General features: G+C 71.0%; 19 protein-coding genes. 7 read left to right on the top strand and 12 right to left on the bottom strand.

Annotated elements, in window-relative coordinates:
• Positions 1 to 122 precede the first annotated feature (122 nt).
• The gene (locus KIP79_RS49855) at positions 123 to 698 is read left to right on the top strand and encodes a TetR/AcrR family transcriptional regulator (protein WP_308170115.1); all 576 of its coding nucleotides are present in this window, start codon (positions 123 to 125) and stop codon (positions 696 to 698) included.
• 177 nt (positions 699 to 875) lie between these two features.
• Here the strand turns inward: KIP79_RS49855 and KIP79_RS49850 are convergent, their stop codons facing one another.
• Both KIP79_RS49850 and KIP79_RS39000 read right to left on the bottom strand, forming a co-directional pair.
• Positions 876 to 2,330 carry an FHA domain-containing protein gene (locus KIP79_RS49850; protein WP_214110042.1) on the bottom strand — a complete coding sequence of 485 codons (1,455 nt, stop codon included), beginning with the start codon at positions 2,328 to 2,330 and terminating at the stop codon, positions 876 to 878.
• A gap of 238 nt (positions 2,331 to 2,568) precedes the next feature.
• Positions 2,569 to 3,684: a site-2 protease family protein gene (locus tag KIP79_RS39000; protein WP_250214561.1), complete on the bottom strand. Its 1,116-nt coding sequence runs from the start codon at positions 3,682 to 3,684 to the stop codon at positions 2,569 to 2,571.
• 133 nt (positions 3,685 to 3,817) lie between these two features.
• Here KIP79_RS39000 and KIP79_RS38995 point away from each other — a divergent pair, with 133 nt between their 5' ends.
• From KIP79_RS38995 to KIP79_RS38985, 3 genes are all read left to right on the top strand, one after another.
• Positions 3,818 to 4,678, top strand: a complete 861-nt coding sequence (locus tag KIP79_RS38995) for a RecB family exonuclease (protein ID WP_214110041.1) — start codon at positions 3,818 to 3,820, stop codon at positions 4,676 to 4,678.
• 91 nt (positions 4,679 to 4,769) lie between these two features.
• Positions 4,770 to 5,981 (top strand): sensor histidine kinase, encoded by a 1,212-nt coding sequence (locus KIP79_RS38990; protein ID WP_214110040.1) that lies wholly within the window; start codon positions 4,770 to 4,772, stop codon positions 5,979 to 5,981.
• Between the two features lie 2 nt (positions 5,982 to 5,983).
• Positions 5,984 to 6,667: a response regulator gene (locus tag KIP79_RS38985; protein ID WP_214110039.1), complete on the top strand. Its 684-nt coding sequence runs from the start codon at positions 5,984 to 5,986 to the stop codon at positions 6,665 to 6,667.
• Between the two features lie 101 nt (positions 6,668 to 6,768).
• On the opposite strand, the gene KIP79_RS38980 is transcribed toward KIP79_RS38985, so the two are convergent.
• The 6 genes from KIP79_RS38980 to KIP79_RS38955 all read right to left on the bottom strand — a co-directional run bounded on the left by KIP79_RS38980 (position 6,769) and on the right by KIP79_RS38955 (position 13,512).
• Entirely contained in the window at positions 6,769 to 7,776 is a 1,008-nt protein-coding gene (locus tag KIP79_RS38980; protein ID WP_214110038.1) for an ABC transporter ATP-binding protein, read from the bottom strand.
• Entirely contained in the window at positions 7,773 to 8,804 is a 1,032-nt protein-coding gene (locus KIP79_RS38975) for an ABC transporter ATP-binding protein (protein ID WP_214110037.1), read from the bottom strand. The genes KIP79_RS38980 and KIP79_RS38975 overlap by 4 nt, the downstream gene beginning before the upstream one ends.
• Positions 8,801 to 9,814, bottom strand: a complete 1,014-nt coding sequence (locus KIP79_RS38970) for an ABC transporter permease (protein ID WP_214110036.1) — start codon at positions 9,812 to 9,814, stop codon at positions 8,801 to 8,803. Before KIP79_RS38970 ends, KIP79_RS38975 begins: the two co-directional genes overlap by 4 nt.
• An 84-nt stretch (positions 9,815 to 9,898) precedes the next feature.
• Positions 9,899 to 11,656 (bottom strand): ABC transporter substrate-binding protein, encoded by a 1,758-nt coding sequence (locus KIP79_RS38965; protein ID WP_214110035.1) that lies wholly within the window; start codon positions 11,654 to 11,656, stop codon positions 9,899 to 9,901.
• Positions 11,657 to 11,701: 45 nt separating this feature from the next.
• The gene (locus tag KIP79_RS38960; protein ID WP_214110034.1) at positions 11,702 to 12,706 is read right to left on the bottom strand and encodes an ABC transporter permease; all 1,005 of its coding nucleotides are present in this window, start codon (positions 12,704 to 12,706) and stop codon (positions 11,702 to 11,704) included.
• 296 nt (positions 12,707 to 13,002) lie between these two features.
• Entirely contained in the window at positions 13,003 to 13,512 is a 510-nt protein-coding gene (locus KIP79_RS38955; RefSeq protein ID WP_214110033.1) for a cellulose synthase, read from the bottom strand.
• 181 nt (positions 13,513 to 13,693) lie between these two features.
• Between KIP79_RS38955 and KIP79_RS38950 the strand changes: the two genes are divergently transcribed.
• On the top strand, positions 13,694 to 14,869 hold the full coding sequence (locus KIP79_RS38950) for a helix-turn-helix transcriptional regulator (RefSeq protein ID WP_214110032.1): 1,176 nt from the start codon (positions 13,694 to 13,696) through the stop codon (positions 14,867 to 14,869).
• A gap of 1 nt (position 14,870) precedes the next feature.
• Here KIP79_RS38950 and KIP79_RS38945 read toward each other — a convergent pair whose 3' ends face one another.
• Both KIP79_RS38945 and metH read right to left on the bottom strand, forming a co-directional pair.
• On the bottom strand, positions 14,871 to 15,509 hold the full coding sequence (locus KIP79_RS38945) for an HAD family hydrolase (RefSeq protein WP_214110031.1): 639 nt from the start codon (positions 15,507 to 15,509) through the stop codon (positions 14,871 to 14,873).
• Between the two features lie 18 nt (positions 15,510 to 15,527).
• Entirely contained in the window at positions 15,528 to 18,992 is a 3,465-nt protein-coding gene (metH, locus tag KIP79_RS38940; RefSeq protein WP_214110030.1) for a methionine synthase, read from the bottom strand.
• A gap of 161 nt (positions 18,993 to 19,153) precedes the next feature.
• On the opposite strand from metH, the gene KIP79_RS38935 reads away from it, so the two are divergent.
• Positions 19,154 to 20,008, top strand: a complete 855-nt coding sequence (locus KIP79_RS38935) for a PAC2 family protein (RefSeq protein WP_214110029.1) — start codon at positions 19,154 to 19,156, stop codon at positions 20,006 to 20,008.
• Positions 20,009 to 20,235: 227 nt separating this feature from the next.
• Positions 20,236 to 20,823 (top strand): hypothetical protein, encoded by a 588-nt coding sequence (locus KIP79_RS38930; protein WP_214110028.1) that lies wholly within the window; start codon positions 20,236 to 20,238, stop codon positions 20,821 to 20,823.
• On the opposite strand, the gene KIP79_RS38925 is transcribed toward KIP79_RS38930, so the two are convergent.
• Together KIP79_RS38925 and KIP79_RS38920 are read right to left on the bottom strand one after the other, a co-directional pair.
• Positions 20,730 to 21,497 (bottom strand): sirohydrochlorin chelatase, encoded by a 768-nt coding sequence (locus KIP79_RS38925; protein WP_308170113.1) that lies wholly within the window; start codon positions 21,495 to 21,497, stop codon positions 20,730 to 20,732. The two genes, KIP79_RS38930 and KIP79_RS38925, sit on opposite strands and share 94 nt — an antisense overlap.
• Positions 21,494 to 22,684 carry a uroporphyrinogen-III synthase gene (locus KIP79_RS38920; protein WP_308170112.1) on the bottom strand — a complete coding sequence of 397 codons (1,191 nt, stop codon included), beginning with the start codon at positions 22,682 to 22,684 and terminating at the stop codon, positions 21,494 to 21,496. The genes KIP79_RS38925 and KIP79_RS38920 overlap by 4 nt, the downstream gene beginning before the upstream one ends.
• Between the last annotated feature and the right edge of the window lie 30 nt (positions 22,685 to 22,714).

Here is a 22,714-nt window from a genome sequence, read left to right as displayed (position 1 = left end):
GGATTCATCGGGCTGCGAGTACGTCCACGTGGCGGATGCCCACGGTGACATCGTCACCCGGGGATAGTAGACGGGCGTCCGGCTGAAACGTCCACCGAGATCGGGGAACAGTGCCGAAGATCGTGAATCACGAGGAGCGCCGCCAGGAAGTCGTCGCGGCCGCGCGCCGGATCATCCTGCGGGACGGCATCGAGGCGGCCACCACCCGGGCCATCGCCAAGGAGGCCGGCTACTCCAACGGGGTACTGACGCACTACTTCAGCGACAAGGACGACATCCTGCTGTCCGCCCTCCGGGCATCCCACCGGCGCATCACCGCCCGGCTGGTCGCCAAGCTGGACGGCAGGACCGGCCTGGACGCCCTCCGCGAGGCCCTCCTGGACAACCTGCCGCTGGACGACGAACGGATCCAGGAGACCGGCCTGGAGATCGGCTTCTGGGCGCGCAGCCTCTCCTGCCCCGCGCTCCTCCAGGTCCAGCGCGAGGAGGCGTCCGGCCTCCGCCGCCTGGTCCGCACCCTGCTCCAGACCGCCTACGAGGCCGGGGAGATCCGCACCAGGGAGAACCTCGACGACGTGACCGAGCGCCTGCTCGCCCTGGTGGACGGCCTCAGCGTCCACCGACTGCTCTACCCGGACGACGGCGACCGCATAGAACGCGTGATGCACTCCGAGATCGACCGCCTCGCCGGCGGATAGCCCCACAAGGCGCTTCAAGTCGGACAACCGGCTCGATAACCCCGCCGGGACAGCCTGGGCGCCGCGGACGACGTGCAGCGGCGACCAGGTTGGACATCCGCCCCTGACCGTCAGCCGTCGCAGGACCCCAAGCCGAACCCGGAGTCCTGCCAGCCCTGTGCGGTGTCGTAGCCGTCGTCAGGCGTCGCGGTGGCCGTCGTAGCGCATCGTCCGGGACACGCCGATACGTACGGTGGTGCCCGGCACGATGGGGACCGCCTCGTTCGGTGGGATGTCGTAGAAGTTGGGGTCGCCAGGGGGCTGGATCTGGGTGCCGTTCACCGAACCGAGGTCGACGAGCGTCACGTCCCACCCGTCCAGGGCCACCCGCAGGTGACGACGGGACACCGAACCGTCCGGGCTGGTGACCCTGGCCGGACGGGCCTGACCGGCCTGGACCTCGTTGGCCCGCTCCGGATCCCGCCCGAGCACGTAGTCCGAGTCCAGCCGCAGCGCCATCCCATCGTCCAGCAGCAGGACCCCGAGCGCGGGACGGGTCCCCTTGTACGGCACCAGCGTGCTCTGCACCAACGGCACCCCGCACACCGCGCAGTACGGCACTCGCGGATCGTTGAAGTGGTCGTTCTTACAGTCCACCCCGTGCACCATGGGCCCCGACTCGCGATCGGGGGTGGCGTCCAGCTGGGTGCTGTCGCTCACGTCCCCGGTCTGGGTGACCGACTGCGCGCCGACCTGGAGCGGGTCCGGCCCGACCACCGGCATCGGCTCCACCGGAGTGGGCGCCGGCCCGAGGGGCGGCGGAGGCTGCGGCGTGGGCATCGGCAACGGCCCCGAGGGATGGCCCAGCGGCCCCGACGGCGGGTTGGAGGGCGGACCGGAGGGCGATCCAGGGGGCGGACCGGTAAGCGGGCCAGGGGGCGGTCCTACGGGCGGCCCCGGGGGCATCGGCGGCGGGCCGGGCGGCATCGGGGGCGGCCCCGGCGGCATGGGCGGCGGCATCGGCGGGCCACCCGCCGGCGGCCCGTACGGCGGCACCGCGGGCTCACGCGGCGCGATCGGCTCCGGCGACGGCAGGATCGACTGCGCGGGACCCTGCTGCGGGGACGCGTACGGGTGCCCGGGCATCATCGGCACCGGACGGTGCACGGTGTGCGACTGCGCGGTGAAGTCGATCTCCACCCCGGCCCCGGCCACCACACCGCCGTCCAGCCGCGCGTACGGGCTGGACGGGCCGGAGCCGGGCAGGCGCAGCTCGACCTTGGCCACGGGGCCGTTCACCAGACGGTCAGTCCAGGTCAGCGCGTCCCGCCCGGACAGGTGCAAATCACCGTCCGGGCCGCCGAACACGTGGGCCGTGGCCTCGCCACAGACCAGCACCGCCACCCCGCCCCCGGCCGGCCCTGCGACCGCGCACGGCAGCAGGTCGCCGTTCATGGACCGGGCCAGCACCTGGGCCGCGCGGCGGGCCAGCACCCGGCCGTCGCCGCCGGTGGCCGCGGTCTCCCGCAGCGCGTCGAGCAACTCCTCGACCACTTCACCGGCCGGGCCGCACACCAGCAGCAACCCGTTGAAGTGAGCGACGACGCCCTCACCCGGAAGCGGACGGACAACCCCCGCGACCTGATCCGTCACAGACCTCTCCCTCCCCGCGCACGCCACCCGCCCGGCGGCGCCGATATCACGTCGCGTCGACCAGTCCTCGTTGCGATCCTCGACCGCCCCGGAGGGCAACCGCCACCCGCTACTCGAAATGTGGCAAACAAGAACACTCCTGATCAGCTGACCAGAACATTAGTGGCGGAACGCCAGTTAGACGAGTGGGACAAATGGGCCTGACAGGTGATCGTGCCCACCCACGCCGTGCACCGCTTCATACGCCGGTGAAGACCTTGTTGACGTCGGCGGTGGCCAGCACGCCGTAGATCTCGCCGCCCCGCTCGACCAGCAGGTACTCCCCCGCCGGATGGCCGCGCATGGCGTCGATGAGGGACTCGCCCTCCAGGTCGGCGCCGAGCACCAGGGCCGGCTCCAGACTGCGGGCCAGCGTGCCCACGGCGACCCAGGGCCGCCGCTGCTCGGGGGTGGCGTTGACCGCCGCCTCGTTCACGATCGCGGTCGGGCGGCCCTCGTGGTCGACCACCACGATGGCCCCCGCGCCGCTCTCCCCGGCCCGGCGCAGCGCCTCGGCCAGCGGCACCTCCGAGGTCACCGGCAGCGCCCGGCGGGCCAGCGTGCGGGCCCGCACCTGGGGCAGCCGGGAGCGCACCTTGGCCACCCGGAGCGACTGGGTGGCGCCGATCCAGATGAAGGAGGCCAGCACCATCGACCAGAGCACCGCGGTGAAGTTCGGCTCCTGACCGGCCATCAGCGGCAGCAGGTTGTAGAGCACCAGGCCCACGGCCAGCACCCTGCCCACCCAGGCGGCGGCCACCGTGCCGGAGTGCGAGCTCCGGGTGGCCTTCCAGATGCCCGCCCTGAGCATCCGCCCGCCGTCCAGCGGCAGGCCGGGGAGCAGGTTGAAGATGCCCACGATGAGGTTGGAGAACCACAGCATCAGCACCAGCACGCCGGGCACCGTGCCGCCTTCGATGTACTGGTCGGCCACGAAGAAGATCCCGGCCAGGCCGAGGGAGACGGCCGGCCCGGCGAAGGAGATGAGGAACTCCTTGCCCGGGCTGTCGGGCTCCTTCTCGATCTCCGATACGCCGCCCAGCAGGTAGAGCGTGATGCGTTTCACCGGCAGCCCGTACGCCTTGGCGACCACGCAGTGGGCCAGCTCGTGCAGGAGCACCGACACGTAGAGCAGCACGGCGAACAACAGGGCGATGCCATACTGCACGGGGTCGGAGAAGTGTGGAAGCAGGTCGCCGATCTGCGGTTTGAAGCTGATCGTGATGAACGCGGCCACGATGAGCCACGTCGGCGAGACATACACCGGGATGCCGAAGGGCCGCCCCATCCGCAGCCCCGGAGATGGTGTGCTCATAGTGGTGGTGTTCCCCTTCCTTGGCGTCGATCCTACGCCGCGCCGGAACGGATGCGGCGCCGCGCGGGCGGCGGGACCGGTGCGCGGGGCGGGTTCCGCGGGTTCTGTCAGCCCGGTGGCCTACAGTCTGGGCATGACCCTGACCGAGGAGCGCGCGATCATCGGGGCGCTTTCCCCCTCTCGCGCCGGTGATTTCATGACCTGCCCGTTGCTCTACCGGTTCAGGGTGATCGACCAGCTGCCCGAGCGTCCCTCGGCGGCGGCTGTGCGGGGCACCCTGGTGCACGCCGTGCTGGAGCGCCTCTACGACCTGCCCGCCGCGGCGCGCACCGTGCCGGCCGCGCAGGAGCTGCTGGCCCCCCAGTGGCAGCGGTTACTGGAGGAGGAGCCGGAGTACGGGGGGCTGTTCGCCGACGACACCGAGCGGGACGGCTGGCTGGCGCAGGCGAGCGAGATGCTCGGGCGCTACTTCCAGCTGGAGGATCCGCGGCTGCTCGAACCGGCCGAGCGGGAGCTCTACGTGGAGGCGGTGCTGGACAGCGGGCTGATGCTGCGCGGCTACGTCGACCGGCTGGACGTGGCGCCGACCGGCGAGGTGCGGGTGGTCGACTACAAGACCGGCAGCGCGCCGGGGCCGGACTTCGAGGCCAAGGCGCTGTTCCAGATGAAGTTCTACGCGCTGGTGCTGTGGCGGCAGCGGGGCACCGTGCCGCGCATGCTGCAGCTGATGTACCTGGGCAACGGCGAGGTGCTCCGCTACCTGCCCGACGAGGCCGACCTGCGGGCCACCGAGCGCAAGGTCCAGGCCCTCTGGGAGGCCATCGACCGCGCCACCCGCACCCGGGAGTGGCGCCACCGCCCCTCCCGTCTCTGCGCCTGGTGCGACCACCAGTCCCTCTGCCCGGAGTTCGGCGGCACCCCGCCCCCGGTCCCCGACCACCGGCCCCGCCCGTCCCGCCGTCTCCCCCGCCGCGCCGCCACCGATGAGTTGTAAGGCTTGGCCGCCGATCCGGAGGCGCGGCCAATGTCACAGCTCATTCCAGGGGATGAGGTAGCGGGCTGGGGGCGCGTCCTAGATTTAGTGGGTGCGCAGATTCCGGGCCTCCCCGCTGACCGGGGACTCAGTTCTGGCCGGGGTGCTGACGCTCGGGTCGGTCGCGTTCATTCTGGGTGTCACCGACGACACGCTGGCGGGCTGGCGCGGCTTCCCGGCGTTGGACATGCGCGATCCGAACCCCGGCAGCCTGCTGCTGGCCGTGTCGATCACCCTGTCGGTGGCCTTCCGGCGGCGGTGGCCGTTCCTGCTCCTGGTGCTCACCCTGGTGCCGGAGCTGGTGCTGGACGTGTTCCACTTCAACCCGGGGCTGTCCGGGGTGGCCGACATGATCCTGCTGTACACGGTGGCCGCCTACCGGGGGCTGGCGCTGAGCGTGGTGGCGGCGCTGTTCTCGGCGGCCGCCTACCTGGCGACCGTGGCGCTGAGCTGGGACCGGTACACCTGGGCCGACCACGCGGTGGTGGCGGCGCTGATCGCGCTGTGCTGGGTGATCGGGCGCAGCGTGCGGCTGCGCCGGGCGTACCTGTCGGAGCTGGTGGACCGGGCGGACCGGCTGGAGCGGGCCAGGGAGGCCGACACCAGGGCGGCCCGGGCCGAGGAGCGGTCGCGGATCGCCCGGGAGCTGCACGACGTGGTGGCCCACCACGTCAGCGTGATGACCGTGCAGGCCGCCGCGGCCAGGAAGATGCTGGACAAGGACCTGAAGGTGGCCGAGGACGCGCTGACCGCCATCGAGCAGATGGGCAGGACCGCGATGTCCGAGATGCGGAACATCGTGGGCGTGCTGCGTACCGACGGCCCGGCCGAGCGCGCCCCGCAGCCGGGCATGCACGACCTGCCCTCGCTGGTGGAGCAGATGCGGGAGGCCGGGCTGCGCACCCAGCTCTGGCTGGAGGGCGAGCAGCAGCAGCTGCCGCCCGGCGTGGACCTGGCCGCCTACCGGCTGGTCCAGGAGGCCCTGACCAACAGCCTCCGGCACGCCGGACCGGCCGCCAGGGCCTGGGTCACGGTGCGGCAGGAGCCGGGCGAGCTGACCGTTCATGTGGAGGACGACGGCCGGGAAGGCGAGCCGAAGACTCCCGGCAGCACGGGCAATCCCGGCAAGGGTCATGGCCTGCTGGGCATCAGGGAGCGAGTTGCCCTTTATGGTGGAGTCCTGCGGATCGGCCCCCGTACCGGGGGTGGGTTCGAGGTCCGCGCCAAGTTCCCCCTCAAGGACAGGTTCCCCCTCAAGGACTGACAATGACGATCAGGGTGCTGCTGGTGGACGACCAGCCGCTGCTGCGCACGGGGTTCCGGTTCATCCTGGAGGCCGAGCGGGATGTGACCGTGGTCGGCGAGGCCGGGGACGGCTCCACCGCGATGGACCAGGCCCGCGCGCTACTGCCCGACGTGGTGCTGATGGACATCCGCATGCCCGGCATGGACGGCATCGAGGCCACCCGGCGCATCGTCAGGGACGCCGCGCCGGGCGCGCACGTGCCCCGGGTGCTGGTGCTGACCACCTTCGACCTGGACGAGTACATCGTGGAGGCGCTCCGCGCGGGCGCCAGCGGCTTCCTGCTGAAGGACGTGCCGCCGGACGAGCTGCTCCAGGCGATCCGGGTGGTGGCCGCCGGAGACGCGATCGTGGCGCCCAGCGTGACCCGGCGCCTGCTGGACCGGTTCGCCACCCGGCTGCCGACCACCCAGCAGCAGAGCACGCCCGCCCGGCTGGACCGGCTGACCGAGCGGGAGCTGGAGGTGCTCCGCCTGATCGCCCGTGGCCTGTCCAACGCGGAGATCGCCCGGGAGCTGGTGGTGAGCGAGACGACGGTGAAGACCCACGTGGGCAACGTGCTGACCAAGCTGGCCCTGCGCGACCGGGTCCAGGCCGTGGTCCTGGCGTACGAGACGGGTCTGATCACCCCGGGCGCGCTCTCCTGACCGCGGCCCCCCGACGGACCCCGGCCCCCCGCTGAACGTGGTCGCGGCCCCGACCGTGGTGGGATCGGGGCCGCGAGTCCAGCCGGGAGGCGTGTGAAGGATCAGACGGTGGCCTCCACGGCGGGGGCCGGGGCGTTCTCGGGGAAGTGGCAGGCGACCTGGTGGCCGCCGGCGTGGGTGGTGAGCACCGGTTCGACCGTCTTGCAGATCTCCTGGGCCTTCCAGCAGCGGGTGTGGAAGCGGCAGGCCGGGGGCGGGTTGAGCGGCGAGGGCACGTCGCCCTGGAGCCGGATGCGCTCCCGCCCGGAACGCCCCTTGGGGTCGGGGATCGGCACGGCCGACAGCAGGGCGTTGGTGTACGGGTGCATGGGCGACTCGTACAGCGACTTGCGGTCGGCGAGTTCGACGATCTTGCCGAGGTACATGACCGCGACCCGGTCGGAGATGTGCCGCACCACCGACAGGTCGTGCGCGATCACCACGTAGGTGAGGTCGAGCTCGCTCTGCAGGTCCTCCAGCAGGTTCACCACCTGGGCCTGGATGGACACGTCCAGCGCCGACACCGGCTCGTCCGCGATGATCAGCTTCGGTTTGAGGGCCAGCGTGCGGGCGATGCCGATGCGCTGCCGCTGCCCGCCGGAGAACTCGTGCGGGTACCGGTTGTAGTGCTCGGGGTTGAGCCCGACCAGCGCGAGGATGTCCTGGACGGCCTTCTTCACGCCCTGCTCGGTCCGCACCCCCTGGATCCGGAACGGCGCCCCGACGATCGCCCCGACGGTGTGCCGGGGGTTGAGCGAGCTGTACGGGTCCTGGAAGATCATCTGCACGTCCCGCCGGAGCGGCCGTATCTTCCCCTGGGACATGTGGGTGATGTCGTGCCCCTGGAAGACGATCTTCCCGCCGGTGGGCTCGACCAGCCGGGTGATCAGCCGCCCGGTGGTGGTCTTGCCGCACCCGGACTCGCCGACCAGACCGAGCGTCTCACCCGGGTACACCTCGAAGCTGATCCCGTCCACGGCCTTGACCGCGGCGACCTGGCGCTGGAGCATGCCCTTCTTGACCGGGAAGTGCTTCTCCAGCCCTTGGACGGACAGCAGAGACTCGGTCATGCGGACTCCAGGTTCGGCTTGATCTCGGTCGCCCAGACTTCCCGCCGCTGCTCCCTGGACAGGTGGCAGCGGACCAGGTGGCCGCCTTCCGTCTCCGCCAGCTCGGGCACCGCGGTGGTGGACAACCCCCCGGTACGGCCCGCGTACGCGCAGCGCGGATGGAAGGCGCAGCCGGGCGGGACGTTGATCAGCGAGGGCGGGGAGCCCTTGATCGGCAGCAGCCGCTCGGTGGGTTCCCGGTCCAGGCGCGGCATGGAGCCCAGCAGACCCCAGGTGTAGGGGTGCTCGGGGCGTTCGAAGATGTCCTCGGCGGCGCCGTACTCGATGGCCTTGCCGGCGTACATCACCAGGATGTCGTCGGAGAGCTCGGCGACCACGCCCAGGTCGTGGGTGATGATGATGAGCGCGGCGTTGAAGTCGCGCTGCAGGTCCCGCATCAGGTCGAGGATCTGGGCCTGCACGGTGACGTCCAGCGCGGTGGTGGGCTCGTCGGCGATGAGCAGCTCGGGGTCGCAGGAGAGCGCCATGGCGATCATCGCGCGCTGCCGCATGCCGCCGGAGAACTCGTGCGGGTAGCTGTCCACCCGCCGGTCCGGCTGCGGGATGCCGACCCGGCCGAGCATCTCGATGGCGTGCTTGCGGGCCACCTTCTTGGTGACCTTGTGATGGATCCGGTACGCCTCGATGATCTGGGCGCCCACCGTGTAGTACGGATGCATGGACGACAGCGGATCCTGGAAGATCATCGCCATCTTCTTGCCGCGCAGCCGCCGCACGTGCTCCGCGGAGGCGCCGACCAGCTCCTCCCCGTCCAGCCAGATCTCGCCGGAGACGCGGGCCCGGCCGCCCTTGTGCAGGCCGAGGATGCCGAGCGAGGTGACGCTCTTGCCGGAGCCGGACTCGCCCACGATGCCCAGCGTTTTGCCCCGCTCCAGCTGGAAGGAGAGCCCGTCGACGGACCTGACCAGGCCGTCGTCGGTGGGGAAGTGGATCTTCAGGTCCTTGACGTCAAGGAAGTGCTCGGTCACGTCAGCCTCACCCTCGGGTCGACCACGGCGTACAGCAGGTCCACCACCAGGTTGGCCAGCACGATGAAGAAGGCGGCCAACATGACGAATCCCATGATCTTCGGCAGGTCCTGGGCGGCGATCGCCGCGGTGGCGTACTTGCCGAGGCCCTGCAGGGAGAAGACGTTCTCGGTGAGCAGGGCGCCGCCGATCAGGATGCTGAAGTCCAGGCCGAAGATGGTGACGATCGGGGTGAGCGCGGCCCGCAGGCCGTGCTTGACGATCACCGTGGACTCCTTCAGGCCCTTGGCGCGGGCGGTGCGGATGTAGTCCTCGCCCATCGTCTCCAGCATGCCGGCCCGGGTGAGCCGGGCGTAGGCGGCGGCGTTCAGGAAGGCCAGGGTGATCCAGGGCAGGAGCAGGCTGTAGGCCCACTCGACCGGGTTCTCGGTGAACGGCACGTACGCGCCGCCGGGTGCGGTGATGCCCAGGCCGTAGCTGAAGACCACCAGGGCGACGATGCCGGTGAAGAAGATCGGCAGGGAGACGCCCGTCAACGCGACGATCATCGCGGCCCGGTCGAAGAAGGAGCCGCGTCTCAGCGCCGAGAGCACGCCGACCGAGACCCCGGCCAGCACCCAGATGACCGCGGCGCCGACGGCGAGCGAGAGGGTGACCGGGAACCGGTCCACCAGGTCGGGCCAGACGGGTTTCTTCGTGACGAAGGAGTAGCCGAAGCAGGGGGCGGGGCACTGCTCGACGCCCGTGCCGTAGTCGTACTCGGAGCCGACGAAGATGCCCTTCACCCAACGGCCGTACTGGACCACGACCGGGTCGGTGAGGCCGAGCTTCTTGGCCACCTGCGTGACGGTCTCCGCCGTGGCGGCGCGGCCGACGTAGCGGTTGGCCATGTCCTCGGAGGACACTCCGGCGAGCCGGGGCACCACGAAGAAGATCGAGAAGGTGGCCATGCTGACCACGGCCAGCATGAGCAAGGCGCCGATCAGGCGCCGCAAGATGTATGAGACCACTGTCCCCCCTCGGCCGCCGGGGGCCGGCCCGGACCCTGGGTTGTGGGCCGGGCCGGTCCCCGCGGTACCGCCTGCGGTTGTTGACTACTCGACGCCGAGCGCCAGGTAGTCGTACATGTCGAAGGCGCCGGTGATGAACTGGTTGGTCACGCCCTTGCCGCGGAGCAGCAGGCCCTTGGCGTACACGGCGGGCAGCACGTAGGCGCCCTCCATGACCTTCTTGTCGGCCTCGCCCCAGATGGCGTTGCGCTTGGCGGTGTCCAGCTCGGCGAAGGCCTGGTCGACCAGACCGTCGACGGCGGGGTCCTTGACGCTGAGGTTGTAGTTACCGGCCTCGCGGATCACGCGGCTGTCGATGATCTGGGAGAGGAAGCCGAAACCGTCGTTCCAGTCCGCGCCCCAGCCGTTGGTGGCCAGGCCGATGCCGTTGGCCTTGGTGTAGGCCGGCTTGCCGGCGTAGGCGGTGAAGTACTCCGAGGTCGGGAAGCCCTTCAGGGTCAGCTTGATGCCGATCTTGCCCAGCGACTGCTGGAGCGACTCGGCGGCCGCCTGCTCCTTGGGGCGGTCGGAGCGGTAGGTCATCGTGGTCTCGAAGCCGTTGGGCTGGCCGCAGGCGGTCAGCGCCTCCTTGGCCTTGGCCTCGTCCGGCGCGCCGGTCGGGTACAGGTCCAGCTTCTGCCAGCCGCCGATGCCCGGGGGCAACAGGCTGGTGGCGACGTCACCGGCCAACTGGCCGCCGTAGGCGTTCTGCAGGCTGACCCGGTCGGCCCCGTACAGGATGGCCTTGCGGCACTCGACGTTGTCCAGCGGGGGGTTGTCGTTCAGGATCGAGACGTACCAGGTGCGGGCCATGATCGGGTTGTCGGCGCGGGCCTTCAGCTCGGGGTCGGCCTGGATGCTGCCGATGGCGGCCGGCTGCACACCGCTGCCCGCCACGTCGATGTGCAGGTCGCCGGAGATGATCCGGTTGTCCAGGTCGTTGGCCTCGACGCCGAGCGAGATCTCGTAGCGGTCCGGGAGGGCCTTGCGGATCGGGTCGGTGGCCGGGTCCCACTGGTCGTTGCGGACCAGGGTGTACTGCTTGCCCTGCTCGACCGTCTCGAACTTGTACGGCCCGGAGGCGAGCACGTGGTCGCGGTACTTGATGCCGGTGTCCTTGGCCTGCGGGATCGGCACGGTGCCGGGCAGCGCGGCGAAGTTGTCGAAGCCGGCGTAGGCCCGCTTGAGGTGGAAGACGACGGTCTGGTCGTCCGGCGTCTCGATGGCCTGGTCGGTGTTGACGTCCGGGGTCTTGTAGACCGACACGAAGTCCTTCGGCATGTCCAGCCAGTCACCGAGGTAGGTCGGGCCGTTGACGAAGGTGGTCTTGTCCATCTGGCGGAGCACGGCGTACTTGACGTCCTGGGCCTTGATCGGGGTGCCGTCCTCGTACTTCAGGCCCGGGCGCAGCTTGTAGGTCCAGGTCTTGTTGCCGTCGCTGGCCACGCCCAGGCTCTCGGCCAGGTCGGGCACCAGCTCGAGGCCCTTCTTGCCGGGGGCCGGGTTGTAGGTCACCAGCGGCCGGGCGTAGATGCGCAGCAGGTTCCACGACATGCCGTAGTAGGTGTCACCGGGGTCCACGGAGTCCCAGTCCTCGGTGACGGCCATCTTGAGAGTGCCGCCCTTCTTGTCGGACGGGTTCGTCACGTTCTCCAGACCGGCGTTGAAACCCGTGGCGCCGGCCGCGGCGCTGGCCGGCGCGGACTCGGAGGGCGCCGACTCGGAGCCGCCACCGCCGCAGGCCGACAGGGCCAGCGCGAGGGCGGCCCCGGAGGCCGCGACGCTCAGTGCTTTCTTATTCATTTACGTAGACCCCTTGTTGGTAGGAGCGGGGGAACCGGGTGAAGGTCATCGGCTCGACTTCGGGTCGAGGGCGTCGCGCAGGCCGTCACCGAACAGGTTGAAGGCGAGCACGGTGATGAAGATCGCCATGCCGGGGAAGAACATGAAGTGCGGGACGGTGTAGTACTTGACCGCCGCCGACAGCATGCCGCCCCAGGTGGCGGTGGGGGGCTGGATGCCCACGCCGAGGAAGGAGAGCGCGGCCTCGAACAGCACGTTGGTGGGGATGAGCAGCGTCGCGTAGATCAGGATCGGCGCGATCAGGTTGGGCAGGATCTCCTTGAACAGGATGTACGGCGCCCGCGCGCCCAGGCTCCTGGCGGCGTCCACGAACTCGCGCTCACGCAGGGAGAGCGTCTGGCCGCGGATGATGCGGGCGATGTAGCCCCAGCTGAAGAAGCCGATCACGAAGATCAGCAGCAGGATGCGGAGGGTGTCGCCCTTGATCGCGAGTTGCGTCTCGAACTGGCCGAGCACGCCCACCAGGGCCAGCGAGAAGATCAGGATGGGGAAGGCCAGGAAGATGTCCATCAGGCGGCTGATGATCGCGTCGGCCCAGCCGCCGAAGTAACCGGCGATCACGCCCATCACCGTGCCGATGGTCACGGAGATCAGGGTGGCGAAGAAGGCGATCAGGAGCGAGATGCGGGCGCCGTACACGACCCGGCTGAACAGGTCACGGCCGTTGAGGGGCTCGACGCCGAAGAGGAACTCCGCGCTGATGCCGCTGCCGCCCTTGGGCGTCATCGTCATGGTGTCGATGAGTTCCTCGTGGAACTCGTTCGGGGGGTGACCGAACCAGCCGACGATGAGGGGGGCGAAGATCGCGACCACGATGAGGAAGATGATGACCCCGGCGCCGCCAAGTGCAATTTTGTCGCGTTTGAGGCGCATCCATGCGATTTGACCGAGTGACCGGCCCTGAATCGCCTTTGCGCCTCCCGCCCCGGTTAGGACGGCCTCCGGCGTCGCCTGTTGCTCCTGGCCGGAGACGTCAAGCGGTGCGGTCATGCGTTGGGCCCCCTGGGTTCCAGACGACGTTGTCCTGATGGGCTGCGCCCGTGGACGTCGCTCCCATGTCGTGCGGTTCCCGCGTTGTGCGCGGGTCCCGGAGGCAGAATCTATGGCCTGAACTGGGTAAACAAGACCCGGTAGGCGCTATGTGGCCCAACTGTGATTCACGCGAAATGGATTTGTATCGATCTTGTCAAGAATGTCAGGACGGCGTTCCGGTTCCGTCTCAGAACTGTGACATTGCACTGACGGAGTGGCTTACCTCCCATCATCCGAGATTTCATGAGCCGGACTCAGTTGATGCCGTGCTTCTTCAAGATGTCCTCAATATCTGAAAACTCATCAGATGAGGCTTTTGTCGGAGTAGGCGTGGCCGCCCGGGGCTGCTCGGTCCGGGGCTGCTGCGCGAGCTGTTGCGCGCCGCGCGCCGGCAGCGGCTTGGTCTCCCCGTCGCTCGGCGCCGTCCCCCCGGACGTGCGCGCCGCCCTGGCCCGCGACAGCGTGCGGCCCCGCAGGCCACCGCTGACGAAGAAGAGCAGCACCGAGATCCCAGCCAGCGCGATCCCGGCCCACACCTGGACCGAGAAGACCAGCCCGGTGGCGAACCCCACCAGCGCCGTGCCGACGTTCCAGAGGGTCTTCAACACCCCCGTCAGGTACGCGGCGAGCGGGAGCAGCGCCCACGCGGTGGCCCGCAGCCCGGCCGAGGCGCCGCGGCGGCGGAAGGCAAGATAGGCGAAGGCCACCCCGGCGGCGGTCAGACCGGCGCAGAGCGGCAGCCAGGCAATCTGGTCGAAAGTCATCTAGATCCCCTTCCCTTCCCCATCCTGTCACGTGCCTCCGAGATCCGCGCTCCTCCTGGAGGAGGGCTCTCCCCCTGGCAGCCCCTTAGGGGTAACCCTGCCCCTCTTGGGGGATCGCACGGATCCGCATCGCGCGCCGGATTCCTACCTTCGGACACAACGACAGTTTCGGAGGTGGATCATGTGGCCTTTCACGGGCCGTACGGGGGAACTGGACCAGGTCCGGGCCGCGGTGCAACACGGGGGCGGGATTCTGATCTTCGGTGCCGGCGGGTCCGGCCGCACCCGGCTGCTCGCCGAGGCGCTGGCGGCGTTCTCCGTTTCCGGGATCTCGGGCGCGCACGGGAGCGGCGCCCGGGTGCTCCAGGTGCGCGGCGCCGGACCCGACGTGCCGTTCGGCGCCTTCGCCCACCTGCTGGGCAGCCCCGAGTGCCCGGTCAACCCGGTCGGCTGGGCGGCCAGGGCGCTCGGCCCCGCCCCCGAGGTGCTCGCGGTGGACGACGCGCACCTGCTCGACCCGCGCTCGGCGGCCCTGGTCCACCACCTGGTCGCGCACGGCGGGGCCCGGCTCGCGGCCACCTTACGCATCGGTGCCCCGGTGCCCGCGCCGCTGCTGGCGCTCTGGCGGGAGGGCGTGCTGGCCCGGCAGGACCTGGCCCCGCTCAACCCGCGCGAGACCGGCCTGCTGCTGGCCGCCGCGCTGGGCGGCCCGGTGGAGGTGAGCACCGCGCGGCGCATGCACCACGCCAGCGGCGGCAACATCCTGCTTCTCACCGAGCTGGTGCCCGGGGCCGCCCTGACCCGCGCGGACGGCCAGTGGCGCTGGTCCGGCGACCTGACGATCACCGCACGGCTGCGCGGCCTGGTGGAGGCCGAGCTGGCCGAGCTGGACCCGGCCGAGACCGAGGCGGCGGCGCTGGTCGCGCTGGGCGAGCCGGTCGACCTGGACGTGCTGCTCGAACTGGCCGACTCCGGCGCGGTCACCCGCCTGGAGCAGCGCGGCCTGATCACCGTGGTCCGCGACTCCACTCCCCCGCGGGTACGGCTGGCCAACCCCGTGCACGCCCGCATCATCCGGGAACGCGCCACCCCGCGCGGCGGCCGGGAGAGGCTGGCCCGGCTGGTCCCCCCGACTTCCCCGGAGCACCGGGCCGACCGGTGGAGCGCCGAGCTGAGCGCCCGGGAGATCGAGGTGGCCCGGCTGGCCTCCTGGAACCTGACCAACCGGGAGATCGCCGACTGGCTGGTGCTCTCCCCGCGTACGGTCGCCAACCACCTGTGCCGGGTCTACACCAAGCTTGGCGTGCACAACCGCACGGACCTGGCCCCATTACTGGCCGAGCCGGCACAGGTGTGACTCAGAACAGCGCCCGCAGCCGGGGCAGGTCCACCTCCAGCAGCGAGCGCACCACCACCCGTCCGGGCGCCTCCGGGACCGGCACCACGCTGGGCACCGCGACCACCCGGCACCCGGCCGCCGTGGCCGCCCGCACCCCGTTCAGCGAGTCCTCCAGCACCACGCACGCCGCGGGCCGCACCCCCAGCAGCCCGGCGGCGGTCAGGTACGGCTCCGGGTCGGGCTTGCACTGGGTGACGTCGTCGGCGGTCACCACCACGTCGAACCGCTCCCGGCCGATCACCTCGAGCACCGCGTCGGCGATCACCCGGAGCGAGGAGGTGACCAGCCCGCGCGGGACCCCGGCGTCGGCCACCTCGGAGAGCAGCTCCAGCGCGCCGGGCATCACCACGATCTCCTCGCCGAGCCGCCGGATCATCCCGTCGGTCAGCCAGCCGGACACCTCGGCGTGCGGCACGTCGGCCCCGGTGAGGGCCAGCATGTAGTCGACGGTCCGCTCGAAGGAGCCGCCCACCAGCTGGTCGCCGTGCTCGGGGCTCCACACCCCGCCAAGGCGCTCCATCACCTCGGTCTCGACCTCGTACCAGACCTTCTCGGTGTCGACTAAAAGGCCGTCCATGTCAAACAGAACCGCGTCCACGTGCTGGGCTCTTTCCCGTCAGACGTTGAAGTACTTGGCTTCTGGGTGGTGGGCGACCAGGGCCGAGGTGGCCTGTTCGGGGTGGAGCTGGAACTCCTCCGACAGCTCGACGCCGATCCGGCCCGGGTCCAGCAGCTCGAACAGCTGGACCTGGTCCTCCAGGTTCGGGCAGGCCGGGTAGCCGAAGGAGTACCGGCAGCCGTTGATGTTGACCTTCAGCATGTCCTGCAGCGACTCGTCGCCGCCGATGCCCAGCTCGGCGCGGACCCGGGCGTGCCAGTACTCGGCCAGCGCCTCGGTCAGCTGCACCGAAAGGCCGTGCAGCTCCAGGTAGTCGCGGTAGGCGTTCTTGGCGAAGAGCTCGCCGGTGGCCTCGCTGATCTTGCGGCCCATGGTCACGACCTGCAGGGCCACCACGTCCACCTCGCCGGACTCCCGGGGGCGGAAGAAGTCCGACAGGCACAGGTGCCGGTCGCGGCGCTGGCGCGGGAAGGTGAACCGGGTGCGCTCGTTGCCCGCCTCGTCCAGGATGATCAGCGAGTCGCCTTCGCTGACGCACGGGAAGTACCCGTACACCACGGCGGCCTCCAGCAGGCCCTCGGTCTGCGCGCGCTCCAGCCACATGCGCAGCCGGGGGCGGCCCTCGGTGGCCACCAGCTCCTCGTAGGAGGGGCCGTCGCCGCCACGCGCGGCCTTCAGGCCCCACTGGCCCATGAAGGTGGCCCGCTCGTCCAGGAACGCCGCGTACTCGTGCAGCGCGATGCCCTTGACCACGCGGTCGCCGAAGAACGGCGCGACCGGAACCGGGTTGTTCGTGACCACGTCGGAACGGGCCGGGAGCTCGGCCACCGGGGTGCGCTCCAGCACGGCGCCGGTCTTGACCCGGCGCTCCCGCAGCGCGGGCAGCTCGGCGCCCGCCTCGCCGCGCTTGACCTTCATGAAGGCGTCCATCAGGCGCAGGCCCTCGAAGGCGTCGCGCGCGTAGCGCACCTCGCCCTCGAACAGCTCGGCCAGGTCCTGCTCCACGTACGCCCGGGTCAGGGCGGCGCCGCCGAGCAGCACCGGGTAGCGGTCGGCGATCTTCCTGGAGTTCATCTCCTCCAGGTTCTCCTTCATGACCACCGTGGACTTGACCAGCAGGCCGGACATGCCGATCACGTCGGCCCGCTTGTCCTCGGCGGCCTCCAGGATGGCCGAGACCGGCTGCTTGATGCCGAGGTTGATCACCTCGTAGCCGTTGTTGGACAGGATGATGTCGACCAGGTTCTTGCCGATGTCGTGCACGTCGCCCTTGACGGTGGCCAGCACGATCCGGCCCTTCCCCGCCCCCTCCACCTTCTCCATGTACGGCTCCAGGTAGGCCACCGCGAGCTTCATGACCTCGGCGGACTGGAGCACGAAGGGCAGCTGCATCTGGCCGGAGCCGAACAGCTCGCCCACCGTCTTCATGCCGTCGAGCAGCACGTCGTTGATGATCTCCAGGGCGGGCCGCTGGGTGAGCGCCTCGTCCAGGTCGGCCTCCAGGCCCTTGCGCTCGCCGTCCACGATGCGGCGCTTGAGCCGCTCCCAGAGCGGCAGGGCCAGCAGTTCGGCGGACTTGCCCGCCTTCAGGGCGGCGGCGTCCACGCCCTCGAACAGCTCCATGAAGCGCTGGAGCGGGTCGTAGCCGTCCCGGCGGCGGTCGTAGACCATGTCCAGGGCCACCTGGCGCTGCTCGTCGGGGATGCGGGCCATCGGCAGGATCTTGGAGGCGTGCGCGATGGCCGAGTCCAGGCCCGCGTTGACGCACTCGTTGAGGAAGACCGAGTTGAGCACCACCCGAGCGGCCGGGTTGAGGCCGAAGGAGATGTTGGACAGGCCCAGCGTGGTCTGCACCGTCGGGTAGCGGCGCTTCAGCTCGCGGATGGCCTCGATGGTCTCCACGCCGTCCCTGCGGGTCTCCTCCTGGCCGGTGGCGATGGGGAAGGTGAGGCAGTCGACGACGATGTCCTCCACCCGCATGCCCCAGTTGCCGGTCAGGTCCTCGATGGTCTCGGAGGCGATGCGCACCTTGTCGACGGCGGTGCGGGCCTGCCCGGCCTCCTCGATGCACATGACCACCACGGCGGCGCCGTGCTCGCGCACCGACGTCATGATCTTGTGGAACCGGGAGCCGGGGCCCCGGCCGTCCTCGTAGTTGACCGAGTTGACCACGGCCCGGCCGCCGATCATCTCCAGACCGGCCTCCAGCACGGCCGGCTCGGTGGAGTCGATCATGATGGGCAGGGTGGAGGCGGTGGCGAACCGGAACGCCAGCTCCTTCATGTCGGCCACGCCGTCCCGGCCCACGTAGTCCACGCACAGGTCGAGCATGTGCGCGCCGTCCCTGGCCTGGGCGCGGGCGATGTCCACGCACTCCTCCCAGTTCTGGGCCAGCATGGCCTCCCGGAACGCCTTGGAGCCGTTGGCGTTGGTGCGCTCGCCGATGGCCAGGTAGGAGGTGTCCTGCCGGAACGGCACGTGCTGGTAGAGCGAGGCGGCCCCGGCCTCGGGGCGGGGGCGGCGCTCGGCGCGGGCCCGGCCGCCCATGCGCTCGACCACGGCGCGCAGGTGCTCAGGGGTGGTGCCGCAGCAGCCGCCGACCAGGGCCAGCCCGTACTCCCTGGCGAAGGTGTCGTGCGCGTCGGCCAGCTCGGCGGCGCTCAGCGGGTAGTACGCGCCGTCGGAGGTGAGCTGGGGCAGGCCGGCGTTGGGCATGCAGGAGATCGGCAGCCGGGAGTGCTTGGCCAGGTAGCGCAGGTGCTCGCTCATCTCGGCGGGCCCGGTGGCGCAGTTGAGGCCGATCAGGTCCACCCCGAGCGGCGCGATGGCGGTGAGCGCGGCGCCGATCTCGGAGCCGAGCAGCATGGCGCCGTTGGTCTCGATGGTGACCTGGGCGATGATCGGGATGTCCAGTCCCGCGGCGGAGACGGCCCGCTTGGCGCCGATCACCGCGGCCTTGACCTGGAGCAGGTCCTGGCAGGTCTCGATGATCAGCGCGTCCGCGCCGCCGGCGATCAGGCCGGCCGCGTTGTCCCGGTAGGCGTCGCGGAGCGAGGCGTACGGCAGGTGGCCGAGGGTGGGCAGTTTGGTGCCCGGGCCCATCGAGCCGAGCACGAAGCGGGGGTGCTCCTCGGTGGACCAGCGGTCGGCCTGCTCGCGGGCCAGGCGGGCCCCGGCCTCGGAGTACTCGTAGACCCGGTCGGAGATCTCGTACTCGCCGAGGGCGCTCAGGTTGGCGCCGAAGGTGTTGGTCTCCACGCAGTCCACGCCCGCCTCGAAGTAGGCGTCGTGCACCGCGCGCACGATGTCGGGCCGGCTGACGTTGAGGACCTCGTTGCAGCCCTCGTGGCCCTGGAAGTCGTCAAGGGTGGGGTCCTGGGCTTGCAGCATCGTTCCCATCGCTCCGTCGGCGACGAGGACACGCTCGGACAGGGCGGCACGGAAAGACGGTCTGCTGGTCATGGACCAAGCTTAACTGGGCGACCGCCGCGCCCCACCGATCACCGGAATCTCCGCAATACCGGCGGGAAACCCTACCCGCTACCCACTCAGTCCCGCGCGAAGATAACGCTCCGGCCTTCACTCCGAATAGTCTTAGCCGTACGACTACGTGAGGAGGCGGCTTGATCGAGCTCGAAGGGCTCCCTGAGCTCGTCGATCCGGTGCTCATCGCCGCGTTCGAAGGGTGGAACGACGCGGGCGAGGCGTCCAGCGGAGTGCTCGCCCACCTGGAGACGGAGTGGAAGGCCACCCCGCTGGTCGAGCTCGACCCGGAGGACTACTACGACTTCCAGGTCACCCGGCCCATCGTCGAGCTGGGCGATGGCCTGTCCCGGTCCATCACCTGGCCGACCACCCGGCTGCTGGTGGCCCGGCCGCCGGGCGCCAAACGGGACGTGGTGCTGCTGCGCGGCATCGAGCCCAACATGCGCTGGCGGAGCTTCTGCGCCGAGATCGTGGGGCTCTGCCACGAGCTGGGGGTGGAGCTGGCGCTGCTGCTCGGCGCCCTGCTCAACGACTCTCCGCACACCCGTCCGGTGCCGATCGTGGGCGCGGTCAGCGACCCGGGCCTGGCCAAGGTGCTCAACCTGGAGCTGACCAAGTACGAGGGGCCCACCGGCATCGTCGGGGTGCTTCAGCACACGCTGGGCCACGCCGGGGTGCAGGCGGTCTCGCTCTGGGCGTCCATCCCGCACTACGTGGCCCAGCCGCCGAACCCGAAGGCCACCCTGGCGCTGCTCCGCCGGGTGGAGGACATGCTGGACATCCCCATGCCGTACGGGGACCTGGCCGAGGAGTCGCGGGCCTGGGAGACGGGGGTGGACGAGCTCGCCTCGCAGGACTCCGAGGTGGCCGAGTACGTGCGGGAGCTGGAGGAGCGCAAGGACGCCGCGGAGCTGCCGGAGGCGAGCGGGGACGCCATCGCCGCCGAATTCGAGCGGTACCTGCGCCGCCGCGACCGGGGCACCGACGGTTAATCCTCCGTAGATCACCCGCAACACAAGGTTAATCGCATTGAAACCGAAACCCCTGGTTTCTCGCATTTAACCTGGGTCTAAGGTAATAATTGGCGGTTACCACCGGTCTGTCTAATCACTGCCGCACCGCAGCGATTCGGACACCAGGAGAGAAACGAGTCCATAAACTCGCGACCGGTGAGTATCGCAACCACCTGACACCTGTGACTGCGCACCCGAGGGCGACCATGGTTACTGCCCAGCCCGACCCGCACTGGAGAGCACAGGAGACGCGGCAGCGCGTGCTGAAGATGGCCGTCCTGATGAAGAGCTCCGCCGACGGCGGGGCCGCCTCCTCGCAGCTGCGCGGCACCACCCCGGCCCAGTCGGTGGAGACCTTCCTGGCCCTGCTCCAGGACCGGCTGCCGATGTGGCTGCGGGTCCTGCACGACCTCATGCACCTGGCGGGCAAGGGCGACGTCAACGGCAACCTGCTGCCCGTCGCCAAGGCCGGCATCGAGTACTACGCCGAGGTGCAGACGGTCGCGATGCCCGCGTTCGTCTCCCCGTCACTGACCGTGCGGTTCCGGCAGGCGCTGCGGGACAGCGAGCTGGGCCCGGCGGCCGAGATCGAGCCGCTGGCCGCCTACCTGGCCGCCGAGCAGGCGCTCGGCCGGATAGCCCCGGAGGTGAACGCCGAGGCCAGCGCCCGGCTGCTGCTGGCCGGGTGCTTCCGGCACGCCTACTTCGAGGCGTTCACCGGGGACGACTCCGAGCCGTCCAGGGACGAGAGCGCCGAGAACATCATCCGGGAGCTCCGGCTCACCCGGTCCTGAACCCGCGTCCGGGCGAGTGCCTCGTCGTAGCGGTGCCAGACCAGCGCGGCCAGGTCGTCGTCCACGCCCAGCGGGGCCGAGACGAGGTCGGCTCCGCTCTCGGTCAGCCGGGTGTGGAAGAAGCCGGGGGCCAGCAGGTAGGAGGCCACCGCCACCCGAGTGATCCGGGGCCGGGCCAGCGCCTCGGCCACGCTGGGGCTGCCCGCCGAGGCGAAGGCGGCGGTGACCGGGCGCGCGAGCCGTACCGAGAGCAGGCGGGCGGCCGCCCGGACGTCGGCCAGCGCGGCCGGGTCGGAGGAGCCGGCCGCGCCGAGCACCACCGCGTCGCCGGGGCACAGCCCGGCGGCGGCCAGCCGCCGGGCCAGGACGCCGGTGAGCAGCGGGTGCGGGCCCAGCGGGCCGGCCACGACCGCGTCGGGGCGGACCTTGGAGATGACGGCGGGCAGGTCGATGTGCGCGTGGTAGCCGCCCGCGAGCAGCATCGGCACCACCACCACCGGGCCCCGGACCTCGGCCAGCACCTCGGCCAGCGGCGGCGCGCTGAGCTCCAGGAAGCCCAGCCGGACGGGGTGGCCCGGCCTGGTCCGGCGGACCCGGGCCGCCAGGCCGGACAGGACCGACTCCCAGTCGCCGCTGCGGGCCCCGTGCCCGGCCATGACCAGGGTGGGGGTCACGGCTGTTCGTCCCGCTCGCAGGCCAGCCGGTAGCCGCGCTTGACCACGGTCTCCACGATGCCGCTCGGCCCGAGGGCGCGGCGGAGCCGGGTGATCGCCATCTCCACCGCGTGCTCGGCCGAGTCGCGGGACGGGCCGCCGGGCAGCACCATGCGCAGGTCGGACCTGGCCACCACGTGGCCGGGCCGCTCGGCCAGCCGCTTGAGCACCGCCATCGGGGCCGGGGGCAGCGGCTTGAGCTCGCCGTCCACCGCCACCGCGTGGCCCCTGATCTCCAGCTGGTGGCCGCCCGCCACCAGCCGGGTCACGCTGTGCTCCGGCAGGTGCCTGGCGAGCGCGCGGGCCAGCGCGCCGAGCCGGGACCGCTCCGGCTGGAGCACCGGAACCCCCCGGGACACCAGCGGCTGCGCGGTGACCGGGCCCACGCAGGCCGCCACCACCGGCCCGCCGAAGGCGCCGAGCAGCGCGTCCTCAAGGCCGTCGGCGCGGGCCGCGTTGAGCATGGCCAGCACGGCGGGGGCGCTGGTGAAGGCCACCGCGTCCACCGCGCCGGAGACGGCCTGGCTGACCAGCCGGCGCAGCGGGGAGGTGTCCCGGTAGGGCAGCCAGCGGTAGACCGGCACCTCGGTGACGTGCGCCCCGGCCGCCCGCAGCGCGTCCACGAAGCCGGTGAGCGGCTCCCCGTGCAGCTGGACGGCGATGCGGCGGCCGCGCAGGTCCTGGGCGAGCAGGTACTGCTTGACCTCCTCGCAGGACTCGGTGGCCGGGGTCCAGTGGTCGGTGAGCCCGGCCGCGCGGACCGCGCCGCGCGCCTTGGGCCCCCGGGTCAGCAGCCGGGCCCCGGCCAGGTGGGCGGACAGGTCCACCGACAGGCCCCAGCCCTCGGCGGCGGCCATCCAGCCCCGGAAGCCGACGCCGGTGGTGACCACCACATCGTCGATGGGCCCGGCCAGGCACTCCCGGGTGGAGGCGAGCAGGTCGGCGTCCTCGGCCAGCGGGACCAGCCGGATGGCGGGGGCGCGGACCACCCTGGCCCCGCGCCGCTCCAGCAGGGCGGCGAACTCCTCCCGGCGGCGGGTGGCGGTGACCCCGATGGTGAACCCGGCCAGCGCGTCGGGTGCCGTCTCGGGGGTGGTCTCCGGGATGCTCTCGGACGCCTCGATCGGCGCCTCCAGCAGGGCGGTCACGCGATCACCCCGGCCGGTCGCACGTGCCCA

The organism is Acrocarpospora catenulata (assembly GCF_018476525.1).
GTDB classification, from domain to species: domain Bacteria; phylum Actinomycetota; class Actinomycetes; order Streptosporangiales; family Streptosporangiaceae; genus Acrocarpospora; species Acrocarpospora catenulata.
Note: the sequence above shows the minus strand (reverse complement) of the source record. Positions and strands in the feature narration are given on the sequence as shown.